Here is an 18,708-nt window from a genome sequence, read left to right as displayed (position 1 = left end):
GCGCGGGCGGTCCGACCGCGCCGCCGTCGCCGGAGCACTGCAGCGCCTATCCTGCCCTGCGGTGCCGCGGCACCGGACCGGGCAGGACGTAGGGAGAGGACGGACCTTGGCGACGAGGAAGCTGAGCGAGCGCCGGGGCTGGGCGTACACGGTGGCGGCGACGATCCTGAAGCCGACGCTGACGGCCGCGACCTCCCGCACCTGGGAGGGCGGTGAGCACCTCCCCGCGACCGGCGGGTTCGTCGTCGCCCTCAACCACGTGACGAAGGTCGACCCCCTCTTCGCCGCGCACTACCTCTACGACCACGGGCGCATCGCGCGCTACCTGGCGAAGTCCGGGCTCTTCGAGTCCCGCGCGCTGGCCACGTTCATGACGGCCGCGGGCCAGATCCCGGTCGAGCGCGAGAGCGCGGGCGCCTCGGCGTACGCCGCCGCGGTCGAGGCGGTGCGGGCCGGGAAGTGCGTCGTGGTCTACCCCGAGGGCACCATCACCCGCGACCCCGACCTGTGGCCCATGACGGGCAAGACGGGCGCGGCACGGATCGCGCTGGCCACGGGCTGCCCCGTGGTCCCGGTGGCCCACTGGGGCGCGCAGGACGTGCTCGCGCCGTACTCGTCGCGACCGCGGCTGCTGCCCCGCAAGCACGTCACCGTGCGGGCGGGTGCCCCGGTCGGTCTCGACGACCTCGTCGGCCGCACGGACGCGCGGGCCGCCGCCGAGGCGACGACCCGGATCATGGCGGCGATCACCGACCTGCTGGCCGGCATCCGCGGCGAGGAGCCGCCTGCCGAGCCGTTCGACCCCCGCCGGCGGGGCGTGAGCGAGTACGGTCGCCCCCGCGCGGTGGAGCCGCGCGCGGACGACGAGCCGGGCGTGCCGGGTGGCCGTCCGACCGGTGACGGGGAGGGTGCATGACGAAGGTGGCGGTGCTGAGCGCCGGGTCGTGGGGCACGGCGTTCTCGCTGGTGCTGGCCGACGGCGGCGGCGACGTCACCCTGTGGGGTCGTCGCGAGGAGGTCGTCGAGCGCATCAACACGCGTCACGAGAACGCCGACTACCTGCCCGGCATCCAGCTCCCCGGCAGCGTGGACGCGACCACCGACCCCGAGGAGGCGCTCGCCGGCGCCGACGTCGTCGTGTGGTCGATGCCGTCCCAGACGCTGCGGGGCACGCTCGAGCAGTGGCGCGACCTCGTGCCACGCGACGCCGTCTCGGTGTCGCTCATGAAGGGCGTCGAGCTCGGCACGGTCAAGCGCATGAGCGAGGTCATCGCCGAGTCCCTCGACGTGCCCTCGCGCCAGGTGGCCGTCGTCAGCGGCCCCAACCTCGCGAAGGAGATCGCCCGCCGCGAGCCCGCCGCCTCCGTGGTGGCGTGCGAGGACGAGGAGACCGCGCGGCGCCTGCAGCGCCTGTGCCACACCCCGGCGTTCCGCCCCTACACGAGCACCGACGTGGTCGGCTGCGAGATCGGCGGCGCCTACAAGAACGTGGTCGCCCTCAGCGTCGGCATGGCCGTCGGCCTCGGCTTCGGCGACAACACCACCGCGTCCGTCATCACCCGCGGCCTCGCCGAGACCGCGCGCCTCGCGGTCGCCCTCGGCGCGAACCCGCTGACCCTCATGGGCCTCGCCGGCCTGGGCGACCTCGTCGCCACCTGCTCCTCGCCGCTGAGCCGCAACCGCACCTTCGGCGAGCGGCTCGGGGCGGGCATGACGACCGAGGAGATCTACGCCTCGACCCGCCAGGTGGCGGAGGGCGCGAAGTCCTGCAGCTCGCTGCGCGACCTCGCGCGTCGTACCGGCGTCGACGTGCCCATCGCCGAGCACGTCGACGAGGTCGTGGCCGGCACCATCACGGCGCGCGACATGATGACGGCGTTCGTGGCCCGCGAGACCAAGGCCGAGGCGGACTGAGGCCTCAGCGGGCCTCGAGCGCGGCGACGAGGTCGTCCCACAGGTCGTCGACGTCCTCGACGCCGACCGAGAGCCGCACCAGCGACTCCGGGATCGTGGCCGCCTCGGTCTTCCAGCGGCGGCGGCGCTCGAGCGTGGACTCCACGCCCCCGAGGCTGGTCGCGAAGACCCACAGCCGCGTCGAGCGGCACAGCAGGTCCGCGGCGAGCGGGCCGTCGGCGAGCTCGATCGCGACGATCGCGCCGAAGCCGGGGTAGCGGACGCGCGAGACGGCCGGGTGCGCCTCGAGGCGCCGCACGAGCTCCGCGGCGTTGGCCTGGGCACGCTCCACCCGCAGGTGCAGGGTGCGCAGGCCGCGCAGCGCGAGCCAGGCCTCGAGGGTGCCGGGCACGGCGCCGAGCAGGTCGCGGCGGCCCTTCACCACGTCGTACAGCTGGGGGTCGCGGACCACGACGGCGCCGAGGAGCGCGTCGGAGTGCCCGGCCAGGAACTTGGTCGCGGAGTGGAGCACCACGTCGGCGCCCAGGTCCAGCGGCTGCTGGAGCAGGGGTGTGGCGAAGGTGTTGTCGACGACCACGGTCGCGCCGGCGGCGTGCGCGGCCGCAGCGAGCGCCGGGATGTCGGCGACCTCGAGGGCCGGGTTGGTGGGCGACTCGATCCACAGCAGCGCGGCGTCCTCGCAGGCGGCCGTGACGGCGTCGACGTCCTCGACGTCGACGAGCCGGGTCCGCACGCGGCCGCGCAGCTCGAGGTCGCCCAGCTGGCCGAGCGTGCCCTGGTAGGAGTGCTGCGGCGCCACGACGACGCCGTCCGGGGCGACGAGGTCGAGCAGCGCGGCCACCGCGGCGAGGCCCGAGGAGAAGGCGAGCGCGCGGCCGCCCTCGAGGCTGCCGAGGGTCTCCTCGAAGGCCAGCCACGTCGGGTTGCCGTAGCGCCCGTACTCCACGTCGCCGCCCCCGACGTACGTCGCGGCCATCGTCAGCGGCGTGTTGAGGGGGGCGTCGGGCGTGCGGGCCGGACGACCCGCGTGCACCGCGCGGGTGGCGGGCCGCAGGGCCGCCGGGTGCCCGTCGGAGCCGGTGGGGACGGGGGTCGTGCCGGGGGAGGAGGGCTGCTCGGGCATGCCCGCCAGCGTACGGCGTGGGCGTCGGGGGTCCGTCGCCGCGCGGGGTGCGCGGGAGCGGGGGAGGGGGCCGGTAGGGTCGAGCGCCATGAGCGAGTCCGCCCCCCGTCGTCCGCGCGTGGCCGTCGTGTTCGGGGGCCGCTCCGCGGAGCACTCGATCTCGTGCATCTCGGCCGGCAGCGTGATCGCCGCCCTCGACCCGGAGCAGTACGACGTGGTCCCCGTCGGCATCGCGACGGACGGGCGCTGGGTGCTCGAGGACCCGTCGCTCAACCGGCTCGAGCTCGGTCCGGGCGGTGCGCTGCCGCAGGTGCGCGGCGACGCCGCCGTGCAGCTGACGCCCGGCGCGACGCCCGAGCTCGTCGTGCGCGACGCGGGCGACGTGCCGCGCGTGCTCGGCGAGGTCGACGTCGTCTTCCCCGTGATGCACGGGCCGTTCGGCCAGGACGGCACGCTCCAGGGCCTGCTGGAGATGGCCGGCGTGCGCTACGTCGGCGCCGGCGTGCTGTCGTCCGCGGTCGGCACCGACAAGGTCTACATGAAGCGCCTCTTCGAGGCCGCCGGGCTGCCGGTGCTGCCCTGGGTGGCGATCACGCCGCGCGACTGGGCGCGCGACGAGGTGGGCGTGCGCGAGCGCGTCGCCGCCCTCGGCCTCCCCGTCTTCGTCAAGCCCGCGCGGGCCGGCTCCAGCTTCGGCATCACCCGGGTCGACGACCTCGCCGACCTCGACGCCGCGCTCGCCGAGGCCCGCCGCCACGACCCGAAGGTGCTGGTCGAGGCCGCCGCGGTCGGGGCGCGCGAGGTCGAGTGCGGCGTGCTGGCCGGAGAAGGGGCCGGCGACCACACGACGAGCGCACTCGCCGAGATCCGCGTGACCGCCGAGCACTCGTTCTACGACTTCGAGGCGAAGTACCTGCCGGAGGAGAACACGGCGCTCGACGTGCCTGCGGACGTGCCCGACGAGGTGGCCGCCCGCGTGCAGGAGCTGTCCGTGGCGGCCTTCGACGCGCTCGACTGCGAGGGCCTCGCGCGCGTCGACTTCTTCGTCATGCCCGACGGCCGCGTGGTGCTCAACGAGGTGGAGACGATGCCGGGCTTCACGAGCCTGTCGATGTTCCCCCGCATGTGGGCCGCGAGCGGCATCGACTACCCGACGCTGGTCGACCGGCTGGTGCGGGGCGCGCTGGCCCGCGACACCGGGCTGCGCTGACCCGCGGCCCCGCCGACCGACCCCGGCCCGACCGACCCGCCGGGCCCGCGCTCAGAAGCCGGGCCCGAGCTCAGAAGCAGGGGTCGACGAGCTCGGTGTGCGCCAGGATCGCCGGGGCCACGTCGATCTCCTCCTCGACCGGCGGGCGCCGCTCGGCCGGCAGGCGCAGCTGCACGGTGGGCTCCTGGCCGATCGTCGTGACCACGACGTCCACCGTCTGGTCCTGGTACGTCGCGGGCTCGGCGTACCAGCCGACCTCGCCGACCACCTCGCAGTCGGAGGTGTCGGTGAAGGACGCCGGCAGCTCCGCGCCGCAGACGACCACGGTCGCCGGCGTCCCCCAGGCCCGGGCCGCGACCCCCTCGGGCGCGACGTCGCGCTCCTCCTCGCCACCGACCTCGTCGGGCAGGTCCTCCAGCAGCGCGGCGCACGCCGCGCGCTGCTCCGCCGGCAGGTCGTCGAGCAGGAGGGCGCCCTCCACCTGCACCGGCCCCGCGGAGCACCCGGCCAGGACGCCCGGCGCCGCCAGGACGCCGGCCAGCAGGGTGACGGCGCGCGGCGCGCGGCGCGTGCGGGCGGCGGGCATCGGGGCCTCCGGGGCGGTGCGGGGGGCGGGGACGGGCGGGGCCCTCGCGGGGCCGCGCGCCGGGTCAACCTACCGGGCGGTGCCGCTGGGTCGGGCGGGGCGGGTCTGCCCGTCGCGGGGGAGCGGGTCTGGTGGGATGGGGGGATGGAGAACCCCCGCCCGCCGCGCGCGACCGGAGCCGACACCCCCCTCTCCGCCGTCGGCGAGTTCGGCGTCGTGCAGGCCGTGGTCTCCCGCCTGAGCGGCAACGACGACGTGCTCGTGGGGCCGGGCGACGACGCGGCGGTGCTGCGGATCCGCCGCGGGCACGCGGTCGTCTCGACGGACCTGCTCGTCGAGGACCGGCACTTCCGCCGCGACTGGTGCTCGGCCGCCGACGTGGGCCACCGCGCCGCGGCGCAGAACCTCTCCGACGTCAACGCGATGGGCGGCCGCGCGACCAGCCTGACCCTGGGGCTCGCGCTGCCCGAGGACCTGCCGCTGCGGTGGGTGGAGGAGTTCACCGACGCCTTCGTCGCCGAGGCGGGGCTCGTCGGGGCCGTCGTGGTCGGCGGCGACGTCACGCGGGCCGACGCCGTGGTGGTCGCGGTCACCGTGCTCGGGTCGGTGGCCCAGCGGCCCGTGCTCCGCTCCGGCGCCCGCCCGGGCGACGTCGTCGCGCTCTGCGGGCGGCAGGGCTGGGCGGCGGCCGGGCTGACCGTCCTGGGCCGCGGCTTCCGCTCGCCCCGGGTGCTGGTGGAGGCCTACCGGCGCCCCGAGCCGCCGTACGACGCGGGGCCGGCCGCCGCCGAGGCGGGCGCCACCGCGATGGTGGACGTCTCCGACGGGCTGCTCGCCGACCTCGGCCACGTCGCGGTCGCCTCCGGGGTCCGCATCGACGTGGAGACGGCGGCCCTCGACGTCGCCGAGCCCCTCCACGCGGTGGGCTCGGCCCTCGGCGCGGACCCCCTGGGCTTCGTGCTGACCGGCGGCGACGACCACGCGCTCGTCGCCACCTTCCCGGCGGACGCCCCCCTGCCCGACGGCTGGACCGTCGTGGGCCGGGTGCACGCCCACGACCCGGCTGCGGCCCTCGCTCCCGTCACCGTGGACGGCGTCGCCCCCGAGGGCCCGACCGGCTGGCAGCACTTCTGAGCCGCCCGGCCGCCCGCAGCGCGCCGGGTCCGCCGTACCCCCGGGGAGACGACGAGGGCCCGCCCAGCAGTGCTGGACGGGCCCTCGGGCGTCGGTGCGCTCAGGTCAGCGGGTGACCTTGCCGGCCTTGAGGCAGCCGGTGCAGACGTTGAGCCGGGTCGGCGTGCCGCCGACCTTGGCGCGGACGCGCTGGATGTTCGGGTTGAAGCGACGCTTCGTGATCTTCCGCGACCACGGCCTGTTGTTGCCGAAGCCGGGCTTCTTGGCGCAGATGTCACAGACGGCAGCCACCGGTACTCCTGAAGTCGAGAACAGTTCGAGTCGTACGCCGACGTGGGCTCCGCACGAGGTGCGGCGACGTTCACGTAGGCAACCGGAGGAGAGTAGCCGATCGCGCGCGGAGCAGGCCAATCGCCGAGCGAGGCCGGGGAGACCCGGGGGACGACGGGGTCGCCGCGCGGTCCGCCGCCGCTAACGTGGCATCCTGCCACCTCCCGCAGCGTCGCCCGCCCCCGCGGACGGACAGCGCGAGGCGGCGGGGGCGCAGGCACGGGTCCGGGCACGGGTCCGGGCGCAGGGGAGCACGGAGCGGAGGGGGCCAGATGAGCGGTGCCGGACAGCCCGTGCGGCTCGAGGTGGTCGCCCGCTTCGTCCACATCGCCACCGACGCGCTGGCCGACGCCCGCGAGGAGATCGACGCCCTCAACGTCTTCCCCGTGCCCGACGGCGACACCGGCACGAACATGTTCCTCACCATGTCGGCCGCGCGCGAGGCCATGGTGCAGGCGCTCGACGCCGTCGGTCTCGCCGGCATCGCCGGCGACGCCCACGCCGGCCGGCCCGTCGCGGCCGAGGTCGGCCCGGAGCAGCTCGCGACCGTCCTGCGGGCCCTGGCCCGCGGCGCGCTCCTCGGCGCCCGCGGCAACTCCGGCGTGATCCTCGCCCAGATGCTGGGGGCGGTAGCGGCGCACCTCGGGGCCGCGGCCGACGGGCGCCGCACCGCCGTGCTCGTCGCGGGCGGCCTCACCGAGGCCACGCGGGCCAGCTACGCCGCCGTGGGCGAGCCGGTCGAGGGCACCATGCTCACCGTGGCGCGCGCCGCGAGCGAGGCCGCCGAGCAGGCGGCGCGCGCCGAGCGCCCCCGGTCCCGCGACGTCTACGTGGCCGCGGCCGCCGCCGCCCGCGAGGCGCTGGCCCGAACCCCCGAGCTCCTCCCGGCCCTGGCCGCCGCGGGCGTCGTCGACGCCGGCGGCCGTGGGCTGTGCGTGATCCTCGACGCCGCCGAGACGGCACTGACCGGTCGCCGCCCGTTGCCCGTCCCGGTGCGCCTGGGCCACCACACGATCCCGGTGGCGTCCCCGGTGGCGTCCTCGGTGGCGTCCTCGGGGCACCCGCCCGCTCCGGCGACGGACGGTGCGTCGTCCGGCGCGGCGCACGCCCCGGCGCACCTCCCGGGCTACACCCCGCCGTACACCCCGGCCTACGAGGTCATGTACCTCCTCGACCGGTCCGACGACGCGGCTGTCACCCGGCTGCGCGAGCAGCTGTCGGCGATCGGGGACTCGCTGGTCGTCATCGGCGCCGAGGGGCTGTGGAACGTCCACGTGCACGTCGACGACGCCGGCGCCGCCATCGAGGCCGGCGTGGCGGCCGGGCGGCCCCACCAGATCCGGGTCACGCACTTCCGCGACCACGCCCGCCACGACGGCGCGGGTCACGGGCACGGGCACGGCCACCGCCCGGAGCGCGCGAGCGACGGAGTGGCCGAGGCGGGGGCGACCGGCGAGGCCGGGACGTCCGCCGCCGCGCCGCACCGCCGCACGGGGCGGGCGGTCGTCGCGGTGAGCGCCGGGCCCGGCCTGGCCGCCGTGTTCGAGGAGGCGGGCGCGGTCGCGGTGCCCGGCGGCCCGGGGGAGCGGCCGTCGGCCGGCATGCTGCTCGACGCGGTACGGCGGACCGGGGCCGCCGAGGTCGTGATCCTGCCCAACGACCCCGACTCGGTGCGCACGGCGGAGGTCGCCGCCCGGACGGCGGAGGAGGACGGGGACGTCGTCGTCGCGGTGGTGCCCAGCCGGGCCCAGGTGCAGGGTCTCGCCGCGCTGGCGGTCCACGAGCCGGGCCGGGCGTTCGGGCCCGACGTGCTCGAGATGACCTCCGCCGCGCGCCACTGCCGCCACGGCGCCGTGACGGAGGCGTCGCGCCGCGCGATGACCACCGCGGGCCCGTGCGAGGCCGGGGACGTGCTGGGCGTCGTCATGGGCGACTTCGCGGTGGTCGGGCACGACCGCCTGACGGTCGCGGTCGAGGTGGTCACCCGGCTGCTGGCGGTGGGCGGGGAGCTGGTCACCGTGGTGGCCGGGGCGGGCTCCGGCGACCTCGCCGCCCGCCTGGCGGCGCACGTCGAGGAGGAGCACCCGGGCGTGGACGTCGTCACCTACGAGGGGGGCCAGCCGCGCTACGCGCTGCTGGTCTCGGTGGAGTGAGCCGCGTGGGCGGCGCCCGGACGGGGGAGGCGGCGTGATCACGCTCGACTCCCCGGTCGAGGCGGTGCTGGGCGGGGCCGCGAAGAAGGTCGGCAAGGTCAAGGAGCAGCTCGGCATCCGCACCGTCGGCGACCTGCTGCGTCACTTCCCCCGCACCTACCTGAAGGTCGACGAGCCCAGCACGGTCACCGACCTGGCGCCGGGCCAGCACATCAGCATCGTGGGCCGGGTCGGCGAGGCCCGGCTGCGCAGCTACCAGGACCGGCGCACGCAGCGCACGGCGTACCGGCTCGAGGTCCGCCTCGACACCGACGGCCCGTCGCTGCGGCTCACCTACTTCGCCCGCAACAAGGGCATCGCGACCCACTTCGAGAACCGGCACGCGGTGGGGACCCTCGGTGTCTTCATCGGCAAGGTCGACCGGTTCCGCGACGAGTGGCAGCTGACGAACCCGACGATGGTGCCGCTGGAGGGTCCGGCCCCGTCGTCTCCCGGCGACGACGCCGCGCGGGCGGCGGTCGCGGGCATGCGGGCGCTCTTCCCCGTCTACCCGGCGACGGCCGGCGTGGAGTCGTGGGACCTCCAGGCCGCGGTGGCCTTCGCGCTGAGCGTGCTCGCCGAGCCCGACGACCCGCTGCCCGAGTGGCTGCGGGAGGAGCGGAACCTGGTGGGGGTGCGCGAGGCCTTCGAGCGCGTGCACCAGCCCGACTCGTGGGCCGACGTGACCCGCGGGCTGCAGCGCTTCCGCTTCGACGAGGCCCTCGTGACCCAGCTCGTGCTGGCCCGCCGACGCGCCGCGCTGCGGGCCGTCGCCGCCGCGCCGCGCACGGGGGAGCGGCCCGACGGCACCCGGGGCGGCCTGCTCGCGGCCTTCGACGCCCGCCTGCCCTTCGAGCTGACGGCGGGCCAGGTCGCCGTCGGCGCCGAGATCGAGGCCGACCTCGCGGCCGACCACCCCATGAACCGGCTGCTCCAGGGCGAGGTCGGCTCCGGCAAGACCCTCGTGGCCCTGCGGGCCATGCTCCGCGTCGTCGACTCCGGCGGGCAGGCCGTGCTGCTGGCCCCCACCGAGGTGCTCGCCCAGCAGCACCACCGCTCGCTCGGGCGCCTGCTCGGCGACCTCGCGCAGCCGGGGATGCTGGGCGGGGCCGACGAGGCGACGGGCCTCGCCCTGCTCACCGGGTCGAGCACGACCCAGCAGCGGCGCGAGGCGCTCCTGCGGATCGCGTCGGGGGAGGCGGGGATCGTCGTGGGCACGCACGCGCTGCTCGAGGACAGGGTGTCGTTCGCCGACCTCGGCCTCGTCGTCGTCGACGAGCAGCACCGCTTCGGTGTCGAGCAGCGCGCCGCGCTGACCGACAAGGCCGAGAAGCCGCCCCACGTGCTCGTCATGACCGCCACACCCATCCCACGCACGGTCGCCATGACCGTCTTCGGCGACCTCGAGACCTCGGTGCTCAGCGAGCTGCCGGCCGGGCGCGCCCCGATCCAGACCAACGTCGTGCCGTTGGCCGAGGCGCCGCGCTGGCTCGACCGCGCCTGGCAGCGGGTGCGGGAGGAGGTCGAGAAGGGCCACCAGGCCTACGTCGTGTGTCCCCGCATCAGCGAGGAGACCGCCGAGCAGGGGGAGAGCGACGCCGTCGACCTCGACGCGGAGGGCGAGGTGGTCGCCCCGCCGACCACCCGCCCGGCCGCGGTGGAGTCCGTCGTCGCGCTGCTGCGCGAGGGCCCGCTGGCCGGCCTGCGGGTGGAGGCCCTGCACGGGCGGATGGCCCCCGACGACAAGGACCGGGTGATGCGCCGCTTCGCCGCCGGCGAGGTCGACGTGCTCGTCTCGACCACCGTCATCGAGGTGGGCGTCGACGTCGCGAACGCGACGACGATGGTGCTGCTCGACGCCGACCGGTTCGGCGTCTCCCAGCTCCACCAGCTGCGCGGCCGCGTCGGCCGGGGCGGCCTCCCCGGCCTGTGCCTGCTCGTCACCAACGCCGCGGCCGGCACCCCGGCCCGCGAGCGCCTCGACGCCGTCGCCGCGACCACCGACGGCTTCGAGCTGTCCCGCGTCGACCTGGAGCAGCGGCGGGAGGGCGACGTGCTGGGCGCCTCGCAGTCCGGGCGGCGCTCCAGCCTGCAGACCCTCCGCGTGCTGCGCGACGAGGGCACCATCGTCGCCGCCCGCGAGGTGGCGACCGCCCTGCTCGCCGACGACCCCGACCTGCGCGGCCTGCCGCAGCTCGGCGCCGCGGTCGTCGAGCTCGAGACGTCCGCCGGCGCGGCCTACCTGGAGCGGTCGTGACCCGCATCGTCGCGGGCCGAGCGGGCGGGCGCCGGCTGAGCACCCCGCGGGGCGACGCCACGCGGCCCACCTCCGACCGCGTGCGCGAGGCGCTCTTCTCGGCGCTGGAGGCCCGGCTCGGCTCGCTGGAGGGCACCGCGGTGCTCGACCTGTACGCCGGCTCCGGCGCCGTCGGGCTCGAGGCGTGGTCGCGCGGGGCCGCATCGGTGCTCCTCGTCGAGCACGACCAGCGCACGCACGCCCTCGTGCGGGCCAACGCCCGCGAGGTGGGGGCGGGCGCGGCGGCGACCGTGCTCCGCGCCACCGTCGCCACCGCCCTCGCCGGGCCGGCGCCGCAGCGGTACGACGTCGTGTTCAGCGACCCGCCGTACCCGCTGGCGGACGCGGCGGTCGCCGCGGACCTGGCCGCGCTCGTGGCCGGCGGCTGGCTGGCGCCGGACGCGCTCGTCGTCGTCGAGCGCTCCTCGCGCAGCCCCGAGCCGGCCTGGCCGGACGGCCTCGAGCGCGTGACGTCGAAGCGCTACGGCGAGACGACGCTCTGGTACGGTCGCGCGGCCTCGGCCGACCCCGAGGAGACCCCCGAGGATCCCCCGGAGGACCCCATGACCCGCGCCGTCTGCCCCGGTTCCTTCGACCCGGTCACCCTCGGTCACGTCGACATCGTCACGCGCGCCGCGCGCCTGTTCGACGAGGTCGTCGTCGCGGTCGGGGTCAACGCCTCCAAGCGGCGGCTCTTCAGCGACGACGAGCGCCTCGAGATGCTCGCCGAGGCCACCGCGGGCCTGCCCAACGTGCGCGTCGCCGGCTTCTCCGGGCTGCTCACCGACTTCTGCGCCGAGCAGGGCGCCGCGGCGCTGGTGAAGGGGCTGCGGGGGGCGGGCGACCTCGAGTACGAGCTGCCGATGGCGCGCATGAACGACCACCTCAGCGGCGTCGAGACGGTGTTCGTCGCCGCCCGCCCCGAGCTCACCCACGTGTCGTCGAGCCTGGTCAAGGAGGTGGCGTCGCTCGGCGGTGACGTCGCGCCGTTCCTGTCGCCGGCGGTCCACGAGCGGCTGCTGGCGCGGCTCGCCGAGCGTCGCGGCGGCGCCGGCGGGGTGTGAGGCCCGGCCCGGGGGGCCAGCGGTTTGGCCCAGCCCGTCGCGGGTGGTTAGTCTTTCCCGGTTCTGTCCTGCCCCAGCACCGGAAGTGATCCCCTGACCCGTCTGGACCCGAGAGCGCCGCTCGTGATCGACACCCGCGAGCTGGGCCGCCGAGCAGGGTCCCAGCACGAGGTGGTCACCACGGTGCCGGCACCGGCAGATCTCGGCATCGAGGTCCTCGGTGTCCCCGAAGGCTCGCCGGTCGACCTCGACCTGCGGCTGGAGGCGGTCATGGAGGGCGTCCTGGTCACGGGTACGGCGCACGTCGAGCTCGTCGGCGAGTGCGTGCGGTGCCTGGAGGAGATCACCGACGACGCGTCGGCGACCTTCCAGGAGCTGTTCGTGCACGACGACGGCCAGGCCGGGCTCGAGGTCGAGGACGACGAGGAGTCCGGCGTTCGCCGGCTCGAGGACGACCTGGTCGACCTGGAGCCGGTGCTGCGGGACGCGGTGGTGCTCGCGCTGCCGTTCCAGCCGCTGTGCTCGGAGGACTGCCCGGGCCTGTGCGTCGAGTGCGGCGCCAGGCTCGCGGACGACCCGGAGCACACGCACGGCGAGGCGATCGACCCGAGGTGGGCCGGTCTCACCGAGGCGCTGGGCTCAGGACGCGACGGTGCGCCGGACACGGCGGGCCCGCACAGGCACGACAACTGAACGTCCCCACCCGGGGGCTCACCGGTTCCCCGGTGGGTGTGGAACGGCCGGCGCCAGCCGGCGTGATTCGAGGAGAAGAAAAGTGGCTGTCCCGAAGCGGAAGATGTCGCGCAGCAACACCCGTCACCGTCGCTCGGCCTGGAAGGCGTCCGTGCCCTCGCTGGTGACCTGCGCCAACCCCGCCTGCGGTGCCCAGCACCTCCCGCACCGCGCGTGCGGCACGTGCGGTCAGTACGGCGCCAAGGCGAGCCGTCGCCAGGTCCTCTGACCGGCGACGCGACGCCCCCGCACGACCCGACGTACGTCCTGACCGACTACGCCGACCTCCGAGCAGCGCTCGGGAGCCCCTCGTTGGCTCCCGAGCTGCTCCAGCGTGCGCTCACCCACCGCTCGTTCGCCTACGAGAACGGTGGGCTGCCGCACAACGAGCGGCTCGAGTTCCTCGGTGACTCCGTGCTCGGCATCGTCGTCACCGAGACGCTCTACACCCAGCACCCGGACCTCTCCGAGGGCCGGCTGGCGAAGCTGCGCGCCGCGGTCGTCAACGCCCGCGCGCTGGCCGACGTCGCCCGCACGATCGGGCTCGGCCAGCACCTGAAGCTGGGGCGCGGCGAGGAGGCGACCGGCGGGCGCGACAAGCCGTCGATCCTCTCCGACACCCTCGAGGCCGTGATCGGCGCCGTGCACCTCTCCGGAGGCATCACCGTCGCCGCCGACGTCGTGCACCGCCTGTTCGACCCGGTCATGGAGGCCGCCGCCGCCATGGGCGCCGGCCTCGACTGGAAGACCTCGCTGCAGGAGCTCGCCGCCGAGCGCGCCCTCGGCGTCCCGGAGTACCTCATCACCGACGAGGGCCCCGACCACCTCAAGACCTTCACCGCCCGCGTGCGCGTGGGCGAGGGCGAGTACGGCCACGGCGTCGGCCGCTCGAAGAAGGAGGCGGAGCAGCTGGCCGCCCAGACGGCGTACGGCGAGATCGCCGCGGCCGCGCCGGCCAGCCCCGCGCCGGCCGGCGCCGCGCCGACCAGCCCTCCTGCGGACGACCCGGGTGCCGGAGCTCCCTGAGGTCGAGGTCGTCCGCGCCGGCCTGGAGCGCCACGTCGTGGGCGCGCGGGTCGTGGACGTGGAGGTCCTCCACCCCCGTCCGGTACGGCGGGACCCCGGCGGCCCGGACGGGTTCGCCGCCGCCCTGCGCGGGCGCACCCTCGTCGGCGCCCGGCGCCGCGGCAAGTACCTGTGGCTGCCGCTCGACAGCGGTGACGCGCTGACCGCCCACCTCGGCATGAGCGGCCAGATGCTCGTGCAGCCCCCCGACGCGCCGGACGAGCGCCACCTGCGGGTGCGGCTGCGCCTCGACGGCGCGGACGAGGGCCGCGAGCTCCGCTTCGTCGACCAGCGGATGTTCGGTGGGCTCGCCGTGAGCCTCGGCGGCGCCGAGCTGCCGCCCGAGATGGCGCACGTCGCGCGCGACCCGCTCGACCCCGCCTTCGACGACGCCGCGTTCGTGGCCGCGGTCCGGCGCCGCAGCTCGGCGGTCAAGCGCATCCTGCTGGACCAGAAGGTCGTCTCCGGGGTCGGCAACATCTACGCCGACGAGGCGCTGTGGCGCACCCGCCTGCACGGCGAGCGCCCGGGGGACCGGCTGCGGCCCGTCGAGGTGCGCACGCTGCTGGCGAACGTGCGGGACGTCATGACCGAGGCCCTGGCCCAGGGCGGCACCTCGTTCGACGCCCTCTACGTGAACGTGAACGGGGAGTCGGGCTACTTCGACCGCTCGCTCGACGCCTACGGCCAGGAGGGCCGGCCGTGCCGCCGCTGCGGCGCCGCGATCCGGCGTACCGCGTTCATGAACCGCTCGTCCTCCTGGTGCCCGCGGTGCCAGCCCGCACCCCGCCCGGCGCGCTCCCCGAGGCCCGCGGTGGCCCCGAAACGCCCGGGTGTCGCGTCGGATTGACCCCCGCTGGAACGGGTGAGACATTTGACGACGGCCCGGACCGGGCCGCCCACCACCCACCTGCACGTGCTCCGGAGGATCTTCCATGGCCAAGGCGCTGATCGGCTACCTGGACAGCGACCGTCGGGTCCCCTCCCGCCTCGAGGTGGACAACGCCCGCCTGCGCGCCCGGGTCGGCGACCTGGAGCAGCTCGTCCTGCGCCTCCAGGCGGAGAACGACCGCCTGACCGCGGCGCACGCCGCCGTCCTCCTCGACATCGAGGAGTCGGCGGACCAGCTGCAGCCCGCCTGAGCACCACCCCCCGCGCGGCCCGATTCCGGCCGCGGGACCGATCCGCGTAACCTCCTCCGACCGTGGGTCGGATCTGGGAGTTCATCGCGCCGGCGCGCCTCGGGCCCGGTTTCCGCCACCTCGTCCTGGCCTTCTGGACCGCGAACCTCGCCGACGGCGTGATGATCGCCGCAGGCCCCCTGCTGCTGGCCTCGCTGACGTCCGACCCCTTCCTCGTCGCCCTCGGCGCCGCCGCGCCCCGCGTCCCCTGGGTGCTGTTCGGCCTCTACTCCGGGGTGGTGGCCGACCGGGTGGACCGGCGCCTGCTGATGCTCGGCACCAACCTCGTGCGGCTCGGCGTGGTGGCGGTGCTGGGGGCGGCGATCGCCACCGACGTCGTCAGCGTCACCTGGGTGCTCGTCAGCCTCTTCCTGCTCGGGACGGCCGAGTGCTTCAGCGACACGACCGCCTCCACGCTGATGCCGATGCTGGTGGAGAAGAAGGACCTCGGCGTCGCGAACGCCCGCGTGATGGTCGGCGTGATGACGATCAACCAGCTCGCCGGACCGCCGCTGGGCGCCGCGCTCTTCGTCGCCGGCACCGTGTGGCCCGTCGTCGCCCAGGGCGTCTGCATCGCGCTGGTGGTGCTGCAGGTCGCCCGCCTGCGGCTGCCGTCGCTGGTGCCGCCGGCGGGGGAGCGGTCGCTGTTCCGCGATGCCGCTGACGGCGTGGCCTGGCTGGCGCGGCACGCGGCGGTGCGCACGCTCGCGCTCACCATCCTGACCTTCAACGTCACCTTCGGCGCCACGTGGTCGGTGCTCGTCGTGTACGCCGACGACCGGCTCGGGCTGGGCGGCTTCGGCTTCGGCCTCCTCACGGCGTGCGCGGCCGTCGGCGGCATCGTCGGGGCGCTGGCCTACGGGCCGCTCGAGCGCCGCTTCTCGCTGGGCTCGATGATGCGCGTCGGCCTCCTGGTGGAGACCGCGACGCACGGGATCCTGGCCCTGACGACGTGGCCGGCCGTGGCGATGCTCGTGCTCGGCGCGTTCGGGGTGCAGGCGTCGATCTGGGGGACCACGTCGACGACGGTGCGGCAGCGCGCCGTACCGGCGCACGTGCAGGGGCGCGTCACCAGCGTCTACCTCCTGGGGATGCAGGCCGGCCTCGTCGTCGGGGCCCTGCTGGGCGGCGTGCTCGCGCAGTACGGCGGGGTGCGCGCCACGCTGTGGTTCGGCTTCGTCGGCTCGGCGCTCATCCTCGTCCTCATCTGGCGCCAGCTGCCGCACATCGCCCACGCGGGGGAGTAGGCGCCGCGGGCCGGTCGCCGCCCGCGGGCCGGGGGTGCGGCGTACTAGCCTGGCCCGACGCACGGGCCCGCGAGGGTCCGGCGCGGCGGCCGGCGAGGAGGGCGCGCGTGTACCTGAAGAGCCTGACCCTCAAGGGGTTCAAGTCCTTCGCGTCCTCGACGACCCTGCAGCTCGAGCCCGGCATCACCTGCATCGTCGGCCCCAACGGGTCGGGCAAGTCCAACGTCGTCGACGCGCTCGCCTGGGTCATGGGCGAGCAGGGGGCCAAGAGCCTGCGCGGCGGCAAGATGGAGGACGTCATCTTCGCGGGCACCTCGGGCCGCCCGCCGCTGGGCCGGGCGGAGGTGCAGCTGACGATCGACAACACCGACGGCGCCCTCCCCATCGAGTACGCCGAGGTCACCATCAGCCGCACGATGTTCCGCAACGGCGGCTCGGAGTACGCGATCAACGGCACCGCCTGCCGGCTGCTCGACGTGCAGGAGCTGCTGAGCGACTCGGGCATCGGGCGCGAGATGCACGTCATCGTCGGCCAGGGCCAGCTCGACTCGATCCTGCGCGCCACCCCCGAGGAGCGCCGCGGGTTCATCGAGGAGGCCGCGGGCGTCCTCAAGCACCGCAAGCGCAAGGAGAAGGCGCTCCGGAAGCTCGACGCCACCGAGGGCAACCTGCACCGCCTGGCCGACCTGCTCAGCGAGATCCGCCGTCAGCTCAAGCCGCTGGGCCGCCAGGCCGAGGTGGCGCGGCGCGCCCAGACCGTGCAGGCCGACGCCCGCGACGCGCGCTCCCGGCTGCTGGCCGACGACCTCGTCACCGCCCGTGAGGCGCTGGCCCAGGAGATCGCGGACGAGACCGTCCTGCTGGAGCGCCGCGCCGCGGTGGCCGCCGAGCTCGAGGCGGCGCGGGCCCGGGAGGCGAGCGTCGAGGCGGCGCTGCGGGAGGACCTGCCGGCGCTCGCGGCGGTCCAGGAGACGTGGTTCGCCCTGGCGGGCCTGCGCGACCGCCTCCAGGGCACCCGGTCGCTCGCCGCCGAGCGCGTGCGCACCTCGCAGGTGGGGGAGGGGCCCGTGGGCACGGGCCGCGACCCCGACCGGCTCGAGGCCGACGCCGCCCGGGCGCGCGAGGAGGAGGAGCGCGGCGCCGCCGAGGTCGCGGAGCGGGCGGCCGCCCTCGAGCAGGCCGTCGCCCGCCGCGCGGAGGCCGAGGAGGCCGCCACGGCGGAGGAACGACGGATCGCGGCGCTGCAGCGCGCCGCCGCCGACCGCCGCGAGGGCCTGGCCCGTCTCGTCGGGCAGGTCAACGCGGTCCGCTCCCGCGCCCGGGCGGCGGAGGACGAGGTGGGCCGGCTCGTGCTGGCCCGCGCCGACGCGGTCGCCCGTGCCGAGCAGGCGCAGCGCGACTTCACCGCGCTCGAGACCGAGGTCGCGGGCCTCGACGCGGGCGAGGAGGGCCTCGACGCCGAGCACGAGGAGGCGAGCGAGGCGCTGGCCGAGGTCGAGGAGACGATCGCCGGGGTGCAGGCCGCGCTGCAGCAGGCCGAGCAGCGCCGGGCCGCGCTCGTCGCCCGCAAGGAGGCGCTCGAGCTGGGCCTGGCCCGCAAGGACGCGGCGGGGGCGCTGCTCGCCGCGGGTGACCGGGTCGACGGCGTGCTGGGTCCGGTCGCGTCCGTCCTCGCCGTGCGACCCGGGTTCGAGAGCGCCGTCGCCGCCGCCCTCGGCCCCGCCGCCGACGCGGTCGTCGTCGCCGGTCGTCACGCCGCGCTCGCCGCGATCGACCTCCTCAAGCGCGACGACGCCGGCCGCGCCAGCCTCGTCGTGGCCGACGGGCCGGGCGCCGCAGGGGGGCCGGTGCCCGACCTGCCCGCCGGGGCCACCTGGGCCCGCGAGGTCGTCGACGCTCCGGCCGAGGTGCGGGCGGCGGTCGACCGGCTCCTGGCGGGCGTCGTGGTCGTGGACGACCTCGGAGCGGCCACGGCCCTGCTCGCCGACGCCCCCGGGCTCGTGGCCGTGACCCGCGACGGCGACGTGCTGGGCGGGCACCACGCGGTCGGCGGCTCCCAGGCGCAGCCGAGCCTGCTGGAGGTGCAGGCCGCGGTCGACGAGGCGGCCGCGGCCCTCGCGTCCGCGAGCGCCGACGTCGAGCGGCTCACCTTCACCCTGCGCTCCGCCGAGACCCAGCGTGCCACCGCCCGCCAGCGGGTGGACGTGTCGCTCGCCCGGCTCCACGAGTCCGACGCCGCCCTGGCCGCCGTGGCCGAGGAGCTGGCGCAGCACGGCGCCCACGCCCGCGCCGCCCGGGGCGAGGCCGAGCGTCTCGGCGCCGCCATCGCCGCCGCTGAGCGGGCGCGCGACGAGGGCGTGGCCGGCCTCGCCGACCTGGAGGAGCGGCTGGCCCGGGCCGAGTCCGCGCCCGAGGAGGAGCCCGACACCGCCGACCGGGAGGAGCTGGCCGCCGCGGCCCGCGACGCCCGCCAGGCCGAGATGGACGCCCGTCTCGCGCTGCGCACCTCCGAGGAGCGCACCCGCTCCCTGACCGGCCGCGCCGACAGCCTGCTGCGCCAGGCCCGGCAGGAGCGCGAGGCCCGCGCCCGGGCCGCCGAGCGCCGCGAGCGGGTACGCCGCCAGGCCGCCGCCG

17 protein-coding genes are annotated in these 18,708 nt (G+C 76.4%); 14 read left to right on the top strand and 3 right to left on the bottom strand.

The window, feature by feature from the left end; genetic code table 11:
* Positions 1-106 precede the first annotated feature (106 nt).
* Entirely contained in the window at positions 107-916 is an 810-nt protein-coding gene (locus KK617_RS12430; protein ID WP_277500358.1) for a lysophospholipid acyltransferase family protein, read from the top strand.
* The gene (locus tag KK617_RS12425) at positions 913-1,914 is read left to right on the top strand and encodes an NAD(P)H-dependent glycerol-3-phosphate dehydrogenase (protein WP_277500357.1); all 1,002 of its coding nucleotides are present in this window, start codon (positions 913-915) and stop codon (positions 1,912-1,914) included. Before KK617_RS12430 ends, KK617_RS12425 begins: the two co-directional genes overlap by 4 nt.
* A 4-nt stretch (positions 1,915-1,918) precedes the next feature.
* Here the strand turns inward: KK617_RS12425 and KK617_RS12420 are convergent, their stop codons facing one another.
* A complete protein-coding gene (locus KK617_RS12420; protein ID WP_277500356.1) occupies positions 1,919-3,037 on the bottom strand; it encodes a PLP-dependent transferase in 1,119 nt (372 codons plus the stop codon).
* Positions 3,038-3,125: 88 nt separating this feature from the next.
* Between KK617_RS12420 and KK617_RS12415 the strand changes: the two genes are divergently transcribed.
* A complete protein-coding gene (locus KK617_RS12415; RefSeq protein ID WP_277500355.1) occupies positions 3,126-4,247 on the top strand; it encodes a D-alanine--D-alanine ligase family protein in 1,122 nt (373 codons plus the stop codon).
* Positions 4,248-4,317: 70 nt separating this feature from the next.
* On the opposite strand, the gene KK617_RS12410 is transcribed toward KK617_RS12415, so the two are convergent.
* Positions 4,318-4,833, bottom strand: coding sequence for a DUF3515 family protein (locus tag KK617_RS12410; RefSeq protein WP_277500354.1), 516 nt, complete (start codon positions 4,831-4,833; stop codon positions 4,318-4,320).
* A 144-nt stretch (positions 4,834-4,977) separates the two neighbouring features.
* Between KK617_RS12410 and KK617_RS12405 the strand changes: the two genes are divergently transcribed.
* Positions 4,978-5,967, top strand: a complete 990-nt coding sequence (locus KK617_RS12405; RefSeq protein WP_277500353.1) for a thiamine-phosphate kinase — start codon at positions 4,978-4,980, stop codon at positions 5,965-5,967.
* Between the two features lie 105 nt (positions 5,968-6,072).
* On the opposite strand, the gene rpmB is transcribed toward KK617_RS12405, so the two are convergent.
* On the bottom strand, positions 6,073-6,258 hold the full coding sequence (gene rpmB, locus KK617_RS12400) for a 50S ribosomal protein L28 (RefSeq protein ID WP_277500352.1): 186 nt from the start codon (positions 6,256-6,258) through the stop codon (positions 6,073-6,075).
* Between the two features lie 311 nt (positions 6,259-6,569).
* Between rpmB and KK617_RS12395 the strand changes: the two genes are divergently transcribed.
* The 10 genes from KK617_RS12395 to smc form a co-directional block, all read left to right on the top strand.
* A complete protein-coding gene (locus KK617_RS12395; RefSeq protein ID WP_277500349.1) occupies positions 6,570-8,450 on the top strand; it encodes a DAK2 domain-containing protein in 1,881 nt (626 codons plus the stop codon).
* Positions 8,451-8,484: 34 nt separating this feature from the next.
* The gene (locus KK617_RS12390) at positions 8,485-10,746 is read left to right on the top strand and encodes an ATP-dependent DNA helicase RecG (protein ID WP_277500348.1); all 2,262 of its coding nucleotides are present in this window, start codon (positions 8,485-8,487) and stop codon (positions 10,744-10,746) included.
* Positions 10,743-11,849, top strand: coding sequence for a pantetheine-phosphate adenylyltransferase (gene coaD, locus KK617_RS18695; protein WP_346813068.1), 1,107 nt, complete (start codon positions 10,743-10,745; stop codon positions 11,847-11,849). The genes KK617_RS12390 and coaD overlap by 4 nt, the downstream gene beginning before the upstream one ends.
* 123 nt (positions 11,850-11,972) lie before the next feature.
* Complete coding sequence (locus KK617_RS12375) at positions 11,973-12,542, top strand: YceD family protein (RefSeq protein WP_277500347.1); 570 nt, start codon at positions 11,973-11,975, stop codon at positions 12,540-12,542.
* Between the two features lie 82 nt (positions 12,543-12,624).
* Entirely contained in the window at positions 12,625-12,810 is a 186-nt protein-coding gene (gene rpmF / locus KK617_RS12370) for a 50S ribosomal protein L32 (RefSeq protein ID WP_277500346.1), read from the top strand.
* An 83-nt stretch (positions 12,811-12,893) separates the two neighbouring features.
* Positions 12,894-13,607: a ribonuclease III gene (gene rnc / locus KK617_RS12365; RefSeq protein ID WP_277500345.1), complete on the top strand. Its 714-nt coding sequence runs from the start codon at positions 12,894-12,896 to the stop codon at positions 13,605-13,607.
* A complete protein-coding gene (mutM, locus tag KK617_RS12360) occupies positions 13,591-14,496 on the top strand; it encodes a bifunctional DNA-formamidopyrimidine glycosylase/DNA-(apurinic or apyrimidinic site) lyase (protein ID WP_277500344.1) in 906 nt (301 codons plus the stop codon). Before rnc ends, mutM begins: the two co-directional genes overlap by 17 nt.
* An 85-nt stretch (positions 14,497-14,581) precedes the next feature.
* Positions 14,582-14,788 carry a hypothetical protein gene (locus tag KK617_RS12355; RefSeq protein ID WP_277500343.1) on the top strand — a complete coding sequence of 69 codons (207 nt, stop codon included), beginning with the start codon at positions 14,582-14,584 and terminating at the stop codon, positions 14,786-14,788.
* Positions 14,789-14,850: 62 nt separating this feature from the next.
* Positions 14,851-16,074 (top strand): MFS transporter, encoded by a 1,224-nt coding sequence (locus KK617_RS12350; RefSeq protein WP_277500340.1) that lies wholly within the window; start codon positions 14,851-14,853, stop codon positions 16,072-16,074.
* 107 nt (positions 16,075-16,181) lie between these two features.
* Positions 16,182-18,708 (top strand): chromosome segregation protein SMC (gene smc, locus KK617_RS12345; RefSeq protein ID WP_277500338.1); only part of this gene is annotated, 2,527 nt, incomplete at its 3' end.

It is taken from the genome of Nocardioides sp. ChNu-99 (genome assembly GCF_029493445.1).
In the GTDB taxonomy this organism is placed as follows: Bacteria; Actinomycetota; Actinomycetes; order Propionibacteriales; family Nocardioidaceae; genus Nocardioides.
Note: the sequence above shows the minus strand (reverse complement) of the source record. Positions and strands in the feature narration are given on the sequence as shown.

Bases quoted from the DNA above. Each gene is read 5' to 3' on its own strand.
- KK617_RS12355 (WP_277500343.1), top strand. From the start codon at position 14,582: ATGGCCAAGGCGCTGATCGGCTACCTGGACAGCGACCGTCGGGTCCCC.
- KK617_RS12425 (WP_277500357.1), top strand. From the start codon at position 913: ATGACGAAGGTGGCGGTGCTGAGCGCCGGGTCGTGGGGCACGGCGTTC.
- KK617_RS12415 (WP_277500355.1), top strand. From the start codon at position 3,126: ATGAGCGAGTCCGCCCCCCGTCGTCCGCGCGTGGCCGTCGTGTTCGGG.
- KK617_RS12405 (WP_277500353.1), top strand. From the start codon at position 4,978: ATGGAGAACCCCCGCCCGCCGCGCGCGACCGGAGCCGACACCCCCCTC.
- KK617_RS12395 (WP_277500349.1), top strand. From the start codon at position 6,570: ATGAGCGGTGCCGGACAGCCCGTGCGGCTCGAGGTGGTCGCCCGCTTC.
- KK617_RS12420 (WP_277500356.1), bottom strand. From the start codon at position 3,037: ATGCCCGAGCAGCCCTCCTCCCCCGGCACGACCCCCGTCCCCACCGGC.
- KK617_RS12410 (WP_277500354.1), bottom strand. From the start codon at position 4,833: ATGCCCGCCGCCCGCACGCGCCGCGCGCCGCGCGCCGTCACCCTGCTG.